This is a genomic window from Bradyrhizobium sp. 33ap4 (genome assembly GCF_032654765.1).
Taxonomy (GTDB): Bacteria; Pseudomonadota; Alphaproteobacteria; order Rhizobiales; family Xanthobacteraceae; genus Bradyrhizobium; species Bradyrhizobium australafricanum.
The window spans coordinates 54,453-69,441 of the sequence record NZ_JAUMTJ010000028.1 but is presented as its reverse complement, the minus strand read 5'-3'; the positions used below and the strand labels follow the sequence as shown (position 1 = coordinate 69,441).

Annotated in this window: 13 protein-coding genes; 10 read left to right on the top strand and 3 right to left on the bottom strand. The window is 64.2% G+C overall.

Annotated elements, in window-relative coordinates:
* The first annotated feature begins 598 nt into the window (after positions 1 to 598).
* The 10 genes from Q2M23_RS22140 to Q2M23_RS22095 all read left to right on the top strand — a co-directional run bounded on the left by Q2M23_RS22140 (position 599) and on the right by Q2M23_RS22095 (position 11,440).
* Complete coding sequence (locus Q2M23_RS22140; RefSeq protein WP_316397038.1) at positions 599 to 1,801, top strand: cytochrome P450; 1,203 nt, start codon at positions 599 to 601, stop codon at positions 1,799 to 1,801.
* 91 nt (positions 1,802 to 1,892) lie between these two features.
* Positions 1,893 to 3,182, top strand: a complete 1,290-nt coding sequence (locus Q2M23_RS22135; RefSeq protein WP_316397037.1) for a cytochrome P450 — start codon at positions 1,893 to 1,895, stop codon at positions 3,180 to 3,182.
* A 1-nt stretch (position 3,183) separates the two neighbouring features.
* Positions 3,184 to 3,492, top strand: a complete 309-nt coding sequence (locus Q2M23_RS22130; RefSeq protein WP_316397036.1) for a ferredoxin — start codon at positions 3,184 to 3,186, stop codon at positions 3,490 to 3,492.
* Positions 3,479 to 4,324 (top strand): SDR family oxidoreductase, encoded by an 846-nt coding sequence (locus tag Q2M23_RS22125; protein WP_316397035.1) that lies wholly within the window; start codon positions 3,479 to 3,481, stop codon positions 4,322 to 4,324. Before Q2M23_RS22130 ends, Q2M23_RS22125 begins: the two co-directional genes overlap by 14 nt.
* Positions 4,324 to 5,667, top strand: coding sequence for a cytochrome P450 (locus Q2M23_RS22120; protein WP_316397034.1), 1,344 nt, complete (start codon positions 4,324 to 4,326; stop codon positions 5,665 to 5,667). Before Q2M23_RS22125 ends, Q2M23_RS22120 begins: the two co-directional genes overlap by 1 nt.
* Positions 5,668 to 5,789: 122 nt before the next feature.
* Positions 5,790 to 6,797 carry a polyprenyl synthetase family protein gene (locus tag Q2M23_RS22115; RefSeq protein WP_316397033.1) on the top strand — a complete coding sequence of 336 codons (1,008 nt, stop codon included), beginning with the start codon at positions 5,790 to 5,792 and terminating at the stop codon, positions 6,795 to 6,797.
* A gap of 218 nt (positions 6,798 to 7,015) precedes the next feature.
* Entirely contained in the window at positions 7,016 to 8,566 is a 1,551-nt protein-coding gene (locus tag Q2M23_RS22110; protein WP_316397032.1) for a hypothetical protein, read from the top strand.
* A complete protein-coding gene (locus tag Q2M23_RS22105; RefSeq protein ID WP_316397031.1) occupies positions 8,563 to 9,465 on the top strand; it encodes a terpene synthase family protein in 903 nt (300 codons plus the stop codon). The genes Q2M23_RS22110 and Q2M23_RS22105 overlap by 4 nt, the downstream gene beginning before the upstream one ends.
* Positions 9,466 to 9,839: 374 nt before the next feature.
* A complete protein-coding gene (locus Q2M23_RS22100) occupies positions 9,840 to 10,133 on the top strand; it encodes a helix-turn-helix transcriptional regulator (protein WP_316397030.1) in 294 nt (97 codons plus the stop codon).
* Between the two features lie 20 nt (positions 10,134 to 10,153).
* The gene (locus Q2M23_RS22095) at positions 10,154 to 11,440 is read left to right on the top strand and encodes a type II toxin-antitoxin system HipA family toxin (protein WP_316397029.1); all 1,287 of its coding nucleotides are present in this window, start codon (positions 10,154 to 10,156) and stop codon (positions 11,438 to 11,440) included.
* A 973-nt stretch (positions 11,441 to 12,413) separates the two neighbouring features.
* Here the strand turns inward: Q2M23_RS22095 and Q2M23_RS22090 are convergent.
* The 3 genes from Q2M23_RS22090 to Q2M23_RS22080 form a co-directional block, all read right to left on the bottom strand.
* The gene (locus tag Q2M23_RS22090; protein ID WP_316397028.1) at positions 12,414 to 13,187 is read right to left on the bottom strand and encodes a hypothetical protein; all 774 of its coding nucleotides are present in this window, start codon (positions 13,185 to 13,187) and stop codon (positions 12,414 to 12,416) included.
* Between the two features lie 9 nt (positions 13,188 to 13,196).
* Positions 13,197 to 13,982: a nodulate formation efficiency C protein gene (locus Q2M23_RS22085; protein WP_316397027.1), complete on the bottom strand. Its 786-nt coding sequence runs from the start codon at positions 13,980 to 13,982 to the stop codon at positions 13,197 to 13,199.
* A gap of 419 nt (positions 13,983 to 14,401) precedes the next feature.
* Positions 14,402 to 14,713, bottom strand: a complete 312-nt coding sequence (locus tag Q2M23_RS22080) for a hypothetical protein (protein ID WP_316397026.1) — start codon at positions 14,711 to 14,713, stop codon at positions 14,402 to 14,404.
* Positions 14,714 to 14,989: the final 276 nt, after the last annotated feature.

Here is a 14,989-nt window from a genome sequence, read left to right as displayed (position 1 = left end):
GTGTGGTGGTCTTCGTGACGGACCCCCGCGCGTCGCTGTTCGCGTCCGGTCCATTCCGATGGGCTTGCTGTGGCAATGACTTGTGGCAATGACTTGGCGCTCGGTTCCGGACCGAGAATAGCAGGGAAGAGTTGGATGCGATCTAGAGTTCATCTTTTGGCAGCCACAACAATTGCGCTCGTCGCGAACGATGCAACCAAAGCGTCAGACCTTGAGCTGAGCCACGAGTGACACGGCCGCCGGCGTTGTGAGACTGGACCGAAGGACATATTGGCGGACACGTCGGTTGTGGTTGCGGTCGAGCACCCCTCATCACATCCCTGCGGTCAATCGATCCGTGGCGATGCGGACAGGTTCGATGTCGCCGCCCGGCACAATCCGCGCCCTGTCGTTCGGCAGGGGCCGCATGTCTGTTTGGGCGCTGCGCTGGCGCGCCCGCAATTGCGATGCGGCTTACCGCGCTGTTCGTGCGTCTGGAGGATCTGGCGCTGACCATCGCCGCGGAGGACGTCGTCTACATGCCGTCTCAGGTCATCCGCTGCCCGCAGCGGGTGCCGGTCACCTTCCGCTTCCATCGCTTAGAGAGTGAAGTGCCACCATGTCCGAAGAACATTTGCCGACGCTGCCGATGTGGCGCGTCGATCACATCGAGCCCTCGCCCGAGATGTTGGCGCTACGCGCCAATGGTCCGATCCACCGCGTGCGCTTCCCGTCCGGGGACGAAGGCTTGTGGGTGACAGGCTACGACGAGGCCAGGGCGGTGCTGTCCGACGCGGCGTTCCGGCCCGCGGGAATGCCGCCGCAGGCATTCACCCCGGATTCGGTGATGCTCGGTTCGCCGGGGTGGCTGGTCTCGCACGAGGGCGACGAGCATGCCCGGTTACGCCGGATCGTGGCCCCGGCCTTCAGCAACCGCAGGCTGACGCTGCTCGCGCAGCAGGTCGAGGCGATCGCCGCGCAATTGTTCGAGACGCTGGCGGCGCAGCCCCAGCCCGCCGACCTGCGACGCCACCTCTCCTTTCCGCTTCCGGCCATGGTCATCAGCGCCCTGATTGGCGTGCTTTACGAGGATCACGCCTTTTTCGCCAACCTGTCCGACGAGGTGATGACGCACCAGCATGAAAGCGGCCCGCGCAGCGCGTCGCGCCTGGCTTGGGAAGAACTGCGCGCCTACATTCGCGGCAAGATGCGGGACAAGCGCCAGAATCCGGGCGACAACCTGCTGACGGATCTGCTCGCGGCGGTCGACCAGGGCAAGGCGAGCGAGGAAGAGGCTCTCGGCCTCGCGGCCGGCATGCTGGTGGCGGGACACGAGAGCACCGCTGCGCAGATCGAATTCGGCCTGCTGGCCATGTTCCGCCACCCGCAACAGCGCGAAAGCCTGGTCGGCGATCCATCCCTGGTGGACAAGGCAGTGGAGGAAATCCTGCGCATGTACCCGCCAGGTGCCGGCTGGGACGGCATCATGCGCTATCCGAGGACCGACGTGACCATCGCGGGCGTGCATATTCCCGCGGAGAGCAAGGTGCTGGTCGGCCTGCCGTCGACGTCGTTCGATCTGCGCCATTTCGACGACCCGGAAATCTTCGACATCGGACGCGACGAGCAGCCGCACCTGGCGTTCTCCTGCGGGCCGCACGCCTGCATCGGCGCGGCGCTGGCCAGGCTGGAACTCAAGGTCGTGTTCGGTTCGATCTTCCAGCGCTTTCCCGCGCTGCGCCTGGCCGTAGCGCCCGAAGAACTGCGGTTGCGCAAGGAGATCATCACTGGCGGGTTCGAGGAGTTGCCGGTGCTCTGGTGATGCAGGGAGGCCGCCGGGATTGCGATCTTTCGCAATTTGCCGGTGCGCCTGGCACGCGCCGGTCAGGTCAGCCAGCTAACAGGTAATCAAGATGGACGTGCAAGAAACCACGGCAGCATGCCGCGACGCCTTTGCCGAACTGGCCTCGCCAGCGTGCATCCACGACCCGTATCCGTTCATGCGATGGTTGCGCGAGCACGATCCGGTGCATCGCGCGGCGTCGGGCCTCTTTCTGTTGAGCTGCCATGCCGACATCTGCTGGGCGCTCGAGGCCACGGGCGATGCGTTTCGGGGACCTGCGCCGGGCGAACTGGCGCGCTATTTCCCGCGTGCGGCGACCAGCCTGTCGCTCAATCTGCTGGCGTCCACGCTGGCGATGCAGGACCCACCGACGCATACGCGTCTGCGCAGGTTGATCTCGCGCGACTTCACCATGGGCCAGATCGACAAGCTGCGGCCGAGCATCGCGCGCATCGTCGCAGCGCGCCTGCACGGCATGGCGCCCGCGCTGGAGCGCGGGGAGGGGGTGGACCTGCATCGGGAATTCGCGCTGGCCTTGCCCATGTTGGTCTTCGCCGAACTGTTCGGCATGCCCCAGGACGACATGTTCGCCCTCTCCGCCAGCATCGGCGCCATTCTGGAAGGCCTGAGCCCGCACGCCAGCGATCCCCAGCTGACCGCGGCGGACGCGGCCAGCGCCAGGGTGCAGGCCTACTTCGGTGATCTCATACAGCGCAAGCGCACCGATCCCCGCCGCGACATCGTGTCGATGCTGGTCGGCGCACACGACGACGATGCCGACACATTGTCGGATGCGGAGTTGATCAGCATGCTGTGGGGCATGCTGCTGGGCGGGTTCGCCACCACTGCTGCGACCATCGACCATGCGATCCTGGCGATGCTGGCGTATCCCGAACAGCGGCACTGGCTGCAGAAAGACGCCGTGGGGGTGAAGGCCTTCGTCGAGGAAGTCCTGCGCTGCGATGCGCCCGCCATGTTCAGCTCCATTCCGCGTATCGCCCAGCACGACATCGAATTGCGCGGCGTGGTGATCCCGAAGAACGCGGATGTGCGCGTGCTGATCGCAGCCGGCAATCGCGACCCCGACGCCTTCCCCGATCCCGACCGCTTCGATCCGGCGCGGTTCTACGGCACTAGTCCTGGTATGTCGACCGACGGGAAGATCATGCTGAGCTTCGGTCACGGCATTCACTTCTGTCTCGGTGCGCAATTGGCCCGGGTGCAGTTGGCCGAGAGCCTGCCGCGGATCCAGGCGCGCTTCCCCACGCTGGCATTGGCCGGGCAGCCGACCCGGGAGCCCTCCGCGTTCCTCAGGACGTTCCGCGCGCTGCCGGTGCGGCTGCATGCGCAGGCGGACTGAGATGCGCGTCGTGGTCGACCAGGATCTATGCGGAACCACCGGGCAGTGCGCACTGACGCTGCCGGGGATTTTTCGCCAGCGCGAACCGGACGGCGTGGCCGAAGTGTGCGTGACGACCGTCCCGCAGGCGCTGCACGCCGCCGTGCGGCTCGCGGCCAGCCAGTGCCCGGTCGCCGCCATTCGGCTCATCGAACGCGACGCTGGTGACGACGAGAGCGCCAACGCCGACCCTGCGCCTTCACAGGCGAAGGCCGAGCGGCATGCCGCGAAAGACCAACGCAATCCAGGGAGACACGATGGGACGGTTTGAAGGCAAGGTGGCCGTAGTGACCGGCGCCGGCGCCGGTATCGGCAAGGCATGCGCCATCGCTATCGCGCGCGAGGGCGGCAGCGTGGTGGTGGCCGACATTGATGGCTCGGCGGCCATCGCCTGCACCGCAAAGATCGCGGCCGAAGCGGGCCACGCGCTGGCCTTCGCCATGGACATCGCCGATGCGCAGGCGGTGGCAGCGCTGTTCGCGACGGCGGAGCGGCGCTTCGGTGGGGTCGACCTGCTGGTGAACAACGCGAGCGCCATGGATCTGACCCCGCGCGACCGCGCGATCCTCGACTTGGACCTAGCGGTCTGGGATCAGACCATGGCGACCAATCTTCGCGGCACGCTGCTCTGCTGCCGGCAGGCCATCCCGCGGATGATCGCCCGTGGCGGTGGCGCGATCATCAACATGTCGTCGTGCCAGGGGCTCAGCGGTGACACCGCACTGACAGCCTACGCCGCGTCGAAAGCGGCGATGAACATGCTGTCGGCCTCGCTTGCTACCCAGTACGGTCATGCGCAGATCCGCTGCAACGCAGTTGCTCCGGGTCTCATCATGACCGAGCGTCTCCATGCCAAGCTGGACGATCGCTTGCAGCGGCATCTGCGCCGGCACCAGCTCCTGCCGCGCGTCGGCCGCCCCGAGGACGTGGCCGCGCTGGTGACGTTCCTGCTCTCCGACGATGCTGCGTTCATCACCGGCCAGGTCGTGTGCATCGACGGCGGCATGCTGGCGCATGTGCCGACTTACGCCGACGGTGGCAACAGCCGCGCCGCGCGGCCTGCCGGCGAGACCACCGAAGCGGCCGTGGCGCCGCGCGGTTGATGGACATGCTGCTCAATCCGCTAAATCGTCGGCACCGGCTGCGGAACGACATCCCCATCTTGTCCGGCGCTTTCCCCATGGTCGGGCATCTTCCCGCCATCGTCTGCAACCTGCCGCGCCTGCTGCGGCACGCGGAACGGACGCTGGGCAACCACTTCTGGTTGGATTTCGGCCCTGTCGGACAGATGATGACCTGGTTGGATCCGGGTGCGTTCGCACTGCTCCGGCACAAGGACGTGACCTCGGCGCTGATTGAAGAGATCGCGCCTGAATTGTTCCGCGGAACGTTGGTCGCACAGGATGGCGGCGCGCACCGCAAGGCGCGCGATGCGATCCAGGCGGCGTTCCTGCCAACGGGGCTGACCGAGGCCAGCATCGGCGACCTGTTAGCGCCCATCATCGAGGCGCGGGTGCAGGCGTGGCGCGACCGCGGCGAGGTAGCCATCCTGCGCGAAACCGGCGACCTGATGCTCAAGCTCATCTTCAGCCTTGTGGGGATCCCCACGCAGGAGCTGCCGGAATGGCATCGCAAGTACCGGCAACTGCTGCAGTTGATCATAGCGCCGCCGGTCGACCTGCCCGGACTGCCCTTGCGGCGCGGCCGCGCCGCCCGCGACTGGATCGACGCGCGGTTGCGCGAGTTCGTCCGCGCCGCGCGCGAACATGCCTCGCGCACCGGGTTGATCAACGACATGGTGAGTGCCTTCGATCGCAGCGACGATGCGCTCTCCGATGACGTCCTGGTCGCCAATATCCGTTTGCTGCTGCTTGGTGGTCACGACACCACCGCCTCGACGATGGCATGGATGGTGATCGAGCTGGCGCGGCAGCCTCTCGTGTGGGACGCCTTGGTCGAGGAGGCGCAACGTGTGGGCGCGGTACCGACCCGGCACGCGGACCTGGCTCAGTGTCCGGTCGCCGAGGCGCTGTTCCGCGAGACGCTGCGCCTGCATCCGCCGACGCCGCTCCTGGTGCGTCGCGCACTGCGTGAGTTGCGGCTCGGCCAACGGCGCATTCCCGCGGGCAGCGATCTGTGCATCCCGCTACTGCATTTCTCGACCTCGGCGCTGCTGCACGAGGCGCCTGATCAGTTCCGCCTGGCGCGGTGGCTGCAACGCTCCGACCCGATCCGGCCGATAGACATGCTGCAGTTCGGTACCGGCCCACACGTCTGCATGGGCTACCATTTGGCATGGCTGGAACTGGTGCAGTTCTCCATTGCCTTGGCACTGACCATGCACAAGGCCGGAGTGCGGCCGCGGTTGCTGAGCGACGCCGAAAAAGGCCGGCGCTATTACCCGACCGCACATCCGTCCATGACGAGCCGCATCGCATTCTCATGAGCTGGCATTGACCCGGGAGCAGCGCCAGCGACGCGCGGCATTGTTGCACCAGCGCGCGCTCGGTGCGACGCCGGCAATACCGCCGCGGCTTGGCGTGGCCCTCTCCTGTCAGGTACGAGGACATGAACAACAAGCAGACCGATTCCACGTTACAGCATCGCGGAGCTCGCGTTTCCGCCCTCGGCGCGTTGGACGCGCAGGCGCCCGGTGCATCCGGCAAACTGCTGCCGGAGATCTGGATGCAGGACGGCGCAAAGCGGGTCGAACAGGCGCTGGCCCGTCTTCTCTGCGCCGAAGACGGCGGTGAGACCGAGCTGATGGCGGCGATGCGCTACGCCACCTTGCAAGGCGGCAAGCGCATCCGCGCCTTGCTCTGTCTGGCTGCCGGCGCACTGGCCGACACGCCGGCGCACGCGCTGGACGACGTCGGTGCCGCCATCGAGATGATGCACGCCTGTACCTTGGTCCACGATGACCTGCCCGCGATGGACGATGACGTGCTTCGCCGCGGCCTTCCGACCGTGCACGTCAAGTACGGCGAAGCCACTGCGATCCTGGTCGGTGATGCGCTGCAGGCGCACGCCTTCCTGACCCTGGCGAGCCTGGATGCGCCGCCCGACAAGCGCATCGCGCTCGTGCGCGAACTGGCGCAGGCCGTGTCCGCCGAGGGGGCGGCAGGGGGGCAGGCCATGGATCTGTCGCTGGTTGGAAAGCATGTCGAGCTGGACACGATCCTGGCGATGCACCGGATGAAGAGCGGAGCGCTGGTGCGCGCCTCGGTTCGCATGGGGGCACTATGCGTCGTAGCGGAGGATGCTGCGCACGCTGCGCTGTACCATGCGCTCGATCGCTACAGCGCCTGTTTCGGACTGGCCTTGCAGGTGATCGACGACATTCTCGATGCGACAGCGGATATCGCGACGCTGGGCAAGACCCCTGGCAAGGATGCGGCGGCGCAGAAGCCGACCTGCGCGTCGATCATGGGGCTGGAGGCAGCGCGCCAGTTCGTACCGGATCTGTTGCGCGATGCGAGGGAGGCCATCGCCCCACTGGGGCCGCGTTCGGAACGGCTGGCGCAGATGCTGCACCGGGCCGACGCGTATCTGTTCAAGCACGCGCCATGCGCATAAGCGCCCGCTCCCATGGAGCAGCACCTTTGCTGCTGCGATCGGCCGGCGGCAACGGTGCATGCTGCACCGTGTCCCAAGTCCGGGATCGCTGTTGTTCGCCCAGTACGGCCGCGCCCACGGGGCGCTGCGCGCGAGCCTATGCGGCGGACCTGCGGCGGCGGGCGCCGCATCTGCCCGACCTTGGCTCTCCTCGACCGTCTGCAGAAGGAACATCCTGCGTGAACGCGCTGTCCGAACAGATCCTTTCCGAATTGCGCCACCTGCTGAGCGAAATGAGCGATGGCGGCAGCGTTGGTCCGTCCGTCTACGACACGGCGCGAACTCAGCAGTTCCACGGCAACGTCGCCCATCACCAGCACGCATACGCGTGGCTCATCGCGCAGCAACAGGGCGATGGCGGATGGGGAAGCGTGGACTTCCCGCTGTTCCGCCATGCGCCCACCTGGGCGGCTTTGCTGGCATTGCAGCGTGCCGATCATCTTCCCGGCGCTGCCGACGCAGTCAAGGCCGCAACCCGCTTCCTTCAGCGCCAGCCCGATCCTTACGCGCATGCGGTGCCGGAAGATGCGCCGATCGGCGCGGAGCTGATCCTGCCGCAGTTATGCAACGAGGCCTCATTCTGGCCGGGCGGCGTGGCGTTTCCCCGCCACCCGGCGCTGTTGCCGTTGCGGCAAGCGCGCCTGGACAAGCTCGGGGCAATGGCGAAGTTGCCGAGCGGCCATCCGTTGCTGCACTCCTGGGAAGCCTGGGGAACGTCGCCGATCAGCGCATGCCCGGATGTCGACGGCAGCATCGGCATCAGTCCGGCAGCGACCGCCGCGTGGCGTGCTTACGCCGTGAAACAGGGGAGCACGCCGCAGCTCGGGCGCGCCGACGCGTATCTGCAGGCGGCGTCGCGGGCGACGCGCAGCGGCATCGAAGGTGTCGTTCCCAACGTCTGGCCGATCAATGTTTTCGAGCCATGCTGGTCGCTGTACACCCTGCATCTGGCCGGGCTGTTCGCGCATCCCGCGCTCGCCGAGGCGGTGCGCGTGATCGTCGCGCAGCTCGACGCCCGCCTGGGCGCGCGCGGTCTGGGCCCGGCCCTGCACTTCGCGGCCGATGCGGACGACACCGCCATTGCGTTGTGCGTCCTGCGCCTTGCAGGCCGCGACCCGGCCGTCGATCCGTTGCGCCATTTCGAAACCGGCGAGCTGTTCGTCACCTTCCCCGGCGAGCGCAATGCCTCCGTGTCGACCAACATCCATGCCCTGCACGCGTTGCGACTGTCGGGAAAGCCCGCCGTCGGCACCAGCGCCTACGTTGAAGCCAATCGCAACCGGCACGGTCTATGGGACAACGAAAAATGGCACGTTTCGTGGCTGTATCCCACCGCGCATGCAGTCGCCGCGCTGGCGCAAGGCAAGTCCCGGTGGCGCGACGAGCGCGCGCTGACGGCGCTGCTGCAGGCGCAGAGTAACGACGGCGGCTGGGGCGCCGGTCGCGCCTCCACATTTGAGGAAACCGCCTACGCGTTGTTCGCGTTGTCCGTGATCGACGGGAGCGAAGAGCCGACAGGGCGCCGCCGCATCGCGCAGGCGGTGGCGGGCGCGCTGGAGTGGATGCTCGCCCGCTATGCGGCGCATGCATTGCCGCAGACGCCGCTTTGGATCGGCAAGGAACTGTATTGCCCCACCCGGGTCGTGCGCGTGGCCGAACTCGCCGGCTTGTTGCTGGCGCTTCGTTGGGGGCAGCGCGTCCTGGCCGAGGAAGCAGGAGCAGCGCCATGATGAAGACCGAAAGCGCGCTGCAGCAAGTGCTGGAGTGGGGGCGTTCCCTGACCGCCTTCGCCGATGAGCATGCCGTGGAAGCGGTCAGGGGTGGCCAGTACATCCTGCAGCGTATCCAGGCGAGCCTGCGCGACACCAGCGCCCGCACCGGCCGCGATCCGCACGACGAAACGCTGATCGTGGCGTTCTATCGCGAACTGGCGCTGCTGTTCTGGCTCGACGATTGCAACGACCTTGGCCTGATCGCGCCTGAGCAGCTCGCCGCGGTAGAGCAGGCGCTGGGGCAGGGCGTGCCGTGCGCGCTCCCCGGATTCGAGGGCTGCGCCGTGCTGCGCGCTTCGCTGGGCGCGCTCGCCTACGATCCTCGCGACTATGCTCAGCTTCTCGACGATACCCGCCGCTACTGCGCGGCGCTGCGCGCCGGACACGCGCAGGCGGCAGGGGCGGAACGCTGGTCCTACGCCGAGTATCTGCACAACGGCATCGATTCGATCGCCTACGCGAACGTGTTCTGTTGCCTGTCGCTGCTGTGGGGGCTGGACATGGCGACCTTGCGCGCGCGTCCGGCGTTTCGCGAAGTCCTGCGGCTCATCTCCGCGATAGGGCGCCTGCAGAACGATCTGCATGGACGCGACAAGGACAGGTCGTGCGGCGAGACCGATAATGCGGCGATCCTGCTGCTGCAGCGCTATCCGGTTATGCCTGTGATGGAGTTCCTCAACGACGAGCTGGCCGGCCATGCGCGCATGCTGCACCGGGTGATGGCGGAAGAACGCTTTCCCCCGCCGTGGGGACCGTTGATCGAGGCCATGGCGGCCATCAGCGCGCAGTACTACCAGACCTCGACCGGCCGCTATCGCATCGACACTGCAGGGAGAGGCCAGCGTGCGCCGGCCTGAACGCGCCTGGCCTCACGGAATATCTTGCCTTCTGCGACATCGGCATATCGGTGCGACACTTGGCCGGTCGCGGCTGCGATCGCGTATTCCGCAATGTGTCCGCGGCCGGTCATCGCGCTTAGGATCGAGGATGTATTCGCCGGCAAGGTCGTCGGTGCGCAGCGTTTGTCGGCGGCTGGGGAATATGGCTGAGGTCACAACCCAATATCTCCCTCCAGGCCGGTCTCCAGCTTTTCAATATGCCGGTAAGAAACGCTTTCGATATTAGTTTTAAGGCATATTTTGGGATTATGAGATAAAGCTAATACTCGCGCGATATTGCGTATAGCTCATATCTCGCATATATTAGCTAAAACGCATAATGGGGCCATCCCATGATTTTGAAAACCATCAATGATTTCGGACTGGCCATGAGACAGGCCCGCCAGGAGCGGAACCTGACCCAGAAGCAGCTCGCCGCCAAGCTCGGAACCAACCAGGAATGGATCTCCCAGTTCGAGACAGGCCGCCTCGAGAATCCAAGCCTCGGGACGGTGCTCAAGGCGATGGCCATTCTGGGGGTGAATCTGAGCATCGACAACTTTCCAAAGTCCGTTCGGGATGAGGCCTTGGACAGTGGTGACCTTGCGCTCGACGAGCCAAGCTTCATTAAAGGTCCGGGCCGATGAGCAAATTCCTGAATGTCTTGATGGGCGGCGTCCTGATCGGTCGCCTCGAGCAGATGGATAGTGGCATACTCGGCCTCCAATATGCCGACCGCTGGCTCGCGGCGGACAGGATCCAGATTCCGCTCTCTATGTCTCTGCCTCTCGCCGCGAGGAAGCAGTCAGGCGCCAAGGTGGCCAACTATCTCTGGAATCTGCTTCCGGACAATGACCAGACTCTGCAGAGGTGGGGGCAGATCTACGGCGTATCGCCGAACAGTGCGTTCGCTCTGCTGTCGAAGGTCGGAGAGGACTGCGCGGGCGCGATCCAGATCGTTACCGACGAATGGATGGCCGCCAGTGCCGGCTCGCCCGGTGAGGTCCAGTGGATCGACGACGCGGAGGTCGGAAGTCGCCTCAAGCGCCTGCGCGAGGAGAGGACGTGGACGGGGCGTCGCGACAGCGACCGGGGGCATTTCAGTCTCGCCGGCGCGCAGCCAAAGATGGCCTTGCTGTTCGACGGAAAGAGATGGGGCGTACCAAGCGGCCGCCGCGCGACCACGCACATCCTCAAGCCGCCCATGCCTCATCTCCGGGGCACGATCGAGAACGAATACGCATGCCTGCGTCTGGCGAGCCGCGTAGGAATCACGTCAGCCGAAGTGAAGGTCGGAAAGTTCGGTGAAGAGATCGCGATCGTCGTCACCAGATACGACCGCGAGATCGGGGCCGACGGAGTCGTCCGACGCTTTCATCAGGAGGACATGTGCCAGGCGCTAGGGGTGCATCCCGCCACTAAGTATCAAAGCGAAGGCGGTCCCTCGATCGAGCAGATCTCCAACGAAGTGCTGCGTTATGCCACCGACCCTGAGGCGGACAAGGCGAAGTTCGCCGAGATGGTCGCGTTCAACTTCCTCGTGCTCGGCACCGACGCGCACGCGAAGAACTTTTCGGTCGTCCATCTTCCGGGACGGAGGATGTATCTAGCGCCGCTGTACGACGTCCTGAGCTTCGTACCCTATGACGACGACGAACATGAGCGGCGCAGGCTGCGGATGGCGATGAAGATCGGTGGCTACTACAAGTTTTCCGAAATCCAGCCGCGGCATTGGGAGCGCCAGGCCAAGCTTATGCAGATGGATCCCGACGAGATGATCGCGCGGTTGGTCGCGCTCGCCGGAAAGATACCGGACGCGCTGAGCAGCGTCGTGAAGGAAGCGCGGAGCGGCGGACTGAAGGAACCGGTGCTTGATGCGATGCTGGACGGCATTTCGGCACGCTGCGAGGCAATCGCAAAACAATACGGAGCGACCGCTGCGCCGGCGCCGTGACATGTAATGCTTTTTGCGGTCACCGCCCGAAGTCCGTGATCCGTAACGGGCGAGGCGCAATCTCGAGGCCGTTGTCGTCGTTATCCAGTAAGGATATCGGCCGCAGCCGCCTGCACACGTATCAAGTGGATCACTTCGGCAACGGTGGATTGAACCTGCTCGCCGCTCCGCCTCTGAGTTTTGAAGTCACTGGTGGGCCTTCTTGGATAGGTATCGAAAGTTATGGTGTACCCAGCCGGGAAGTTCGGGAAATTTCGAACAGATTCGGAGAGAAGGCAAATTTGTTGGCTACGGCTGCGAAGAAAATCGGTCTCGCCAAGTAGGACAATCATCCGAACGACTGGTCGTTCAGCCCGGATCAGCAAGAAATAATGCTTAGTTTTAATTGATTGGCCGGTGCAGTGGCGCTGATCACCATCGCGATCGACGAGAACTACGTCGCGAGGATGCCTCTACCCGAATGAACGCTTTGAAAGATTTCCGAGGTATAGAAGCTGCGTTCAGGATTGCCAAAGATGAGCCCCAGCACGCGTTGCTGTACGTTGGAAAAAAGCGCACTCGCCAGGCTTAGCTCTCTCGTCATATCGATCCCATTTTGGGTACTATGCCCCCCAAATTGGGTACTGGGGCGGATGATGTCGAAACTGCAGAGAATATCGCCGCGTTCGATGCTGCCGGGTCAACCCGCCATAGCCTGCCGCGTGTCGCTATCGAGGCTGCAGAGCTCGTCGCGGCCCTTGCGACGGAGGAGGCGGGGCGCACCTTTTGCGGTTGCGAAGCGGACGAGCGCCACGCGCTTGCGTCACCAGACAAGAGGACGGTGCAAACAGGCCCGGACGGACGCGGCCGGTGCGGGAGGGGAGAAGAATTGCACAGCCCCGGCTCTCGACGTCGCTACGACGGGATCGAGGCACACAGATGCGCGAGAAAAACAATCTGCACCCGATAGCCGCGGAGCCGCCGCGGTTTTCGATCAGGGCCCAAGATTCCTCTTTTCCATCTGCGAGGCGCTCCAAACTCTGAGAGCCCGGGGTGTGAGGCTTGTTTCGGTCAGTTTTCTCCAGGACCTGCCCGCTTCGATCCAACTGCCTTTCCACGAGGGTGAGGTATCCAGCACTTTCCGGGCAATTGATGCGAGATGCGCGGTTTCGGAGTTCGGGTCGAGCTTCGCATCTTCAAGAATTTTGACAGCGGCCTCTTCGGACCGCGTCCACCCTGCTTCAGTGAACCTGCTCTCGCCGAAATACTCAAAGCAGGTGCGGAACGTCAAAGCACGGCCGATAACGGCGTTGTTTGGCAGGCCCGCATCGTTTAGCCACTTCCGGAAACAGTCACACCACTCTTGGCTGCTGAGGTCGAGAAGATTGCTGCCTTCAAAGATCAAGAGTGCCGCCATGCCGGCGATTTCGTATCGAACCCGTTCATCCTGTTTTTCGAACCAGTCGCGGATTGCCTGCAAAGGCGTCGTCGGCCGGTTGACGACTGATGTCTCTGTCGAGCCTGCCCGATGAAGCCGAATGACGTTTTCCAGCGGGGGCATGCGCGGCCACGGTCTCCCTTTTGCGTCCCACAGGACCCAGCGCTCTGCGATCGCTTTTGCTTCTTCGGGCGGCCTGGTGCGCCAAAGCTCCTTGAGCGCCTCATCGACGTAGTACGAAACATCGGCCTCCAGGCCGCATGTGCGTGCGATTGCCGCGAGGCGTCCGGCGTCAAGGAGCCGCGCCGCGAAGTTGTTCTCTGCGTTCATTTTTAAGACCTATCGCGCGCTCTCCAGAGCGTCCCGCTCATTCTGCTCTATATGATCAAACCAGAAGCCCGGGGGAAATGTCGCTATCCGCCTGGCAAAAAGGGATTGCGGCTCCCAATCCTGTCGCTCGCGCTTTTCGAAGGTGATGACGCCTTTGCGAGTGAAGTAATCAGGCCCGGGAATATTGCAGTTCACCAAAAGCAGTACGCGCCACAGATCGCCTTTCGTGGTCTGATTCGCGTCGTCCATCTTCGGCTGGTAATCCACGCCGACGGGTCCAACGATCGTGCAGCGGCCGCGGCCGAGCAGATCGCCCAGTTTGCCTTGTGGGGTCGTCACGAAGTTGAAATTGACCGGATCATGCAGAAAGCGACGATTTACGTCCTTTTCACCGTCCGTGACCTCAGCTGCGATCAGTGAGAGCGCGAAGGCGCGCCAGCCCAGCTCCATCGGCTTTGCATATGTCGAGGCGATCTCGGGCGTCCCATCAGGCGAAAACTTCCACGTGATGACATACGTTTCGTTCGATCTGTTGTCGCCGTGTCTGGTCCACGAAAAGAAAACATATTGGTTTCGGCCGGCTCTCCCAGCAACGCCCCACGTTCGGGGAGCCAAGTGCGCCACTTGCGAGACCCTGCAGATAATCTGTTCAACGGTCTCGCCGTCTTGCGCTCGCCAGGTTGATTTGACCTTATGCACGAGAGCGCTGTCGTTGGCGCGTACACTGCTGGCCACGCCGGCGCAGCAGGCCAGCAAGAGGCCAAGACGGAACCACTGCGCGCGTCTTCTAGCCATTTTTCACCTGCTATGCGGATCCATCTGTTCGCCCGCGACGCGTCAATCCTGAAGCGGACCACAAATACGCTGTTCGCAGCGCGGAAAGTTAGCGGCGACGTGACAACGTGCCCGTCGGTATCGGCCGAGCAGACGCCGTCTTGCCTCATGTCACGCGCCGCTAACCTCAGTGGCCAGCCACGGCCTCAACTTGCGATGGTAGCCATGCCTGAAGGAGGGAGGGCCCCCAGGCAGGTCGAGGGTCTGCATTCTTCGTGCCAGCTAATAGTCAACAGTTCGCAACATCTTTGTGTTGATCTTGTAGGCTTCCCGACGCACCTGGGTCTTGATCCTTGCACTCAGTCCAGTCCCTGGCGGAGTCATGTCGACATTGTCGGTTTCGCAGTTAGCAACAGCGCAAGGCAGGCCTATGGCTTCCACTACGGATGTGGGATGAACGATGGTTTTCGTCGTTCGGCGCCGTTTGCGTCGCCGCCGTTGCAGTGAGGATGACGTCCCACCCAGGCGGATCTTTTGGGCAGATGCGACCAAGGCTTCCAAGCCGCCAGCCTGCCCCGTTCCAGTCCAAGCACGCTGCGCTCCCGCAGTTTGAGCGCAGCACCGGCCAGTCGGGCGTGGCGCTTGATGTCAATCGGCGTGCAAATTTCCCCTCGTATTGCCGCATCAGCGAATGTTACGTTCATGGCGCCATCGCACTGGTCGATGCGACCTCGAAGGATCGGCCGCGCCAAGTGGCTTTTCCGGCTTGCTCGACGAGAGGGGCTGTCGGCGGGTCGGGCCCTAAACAGCCCGAGCCGTCCACAACCGCGGGCATGGGGCAGCGGTGGTGGCCTCGCCGAGCGGCTCGAAATTGCTGCGGTTCATATCGCTGCTGTATGCGTGACACGCGGTGCTTGTTCGGCGCCACAATCACCGAACGCTGTCCTTGCAGGCTGTGAAAATCGCCTCTGGATGCCGTGTGCTGGAACGCCTGAAAGAACGTACCACTCGCAACGATCTCTCCGGCA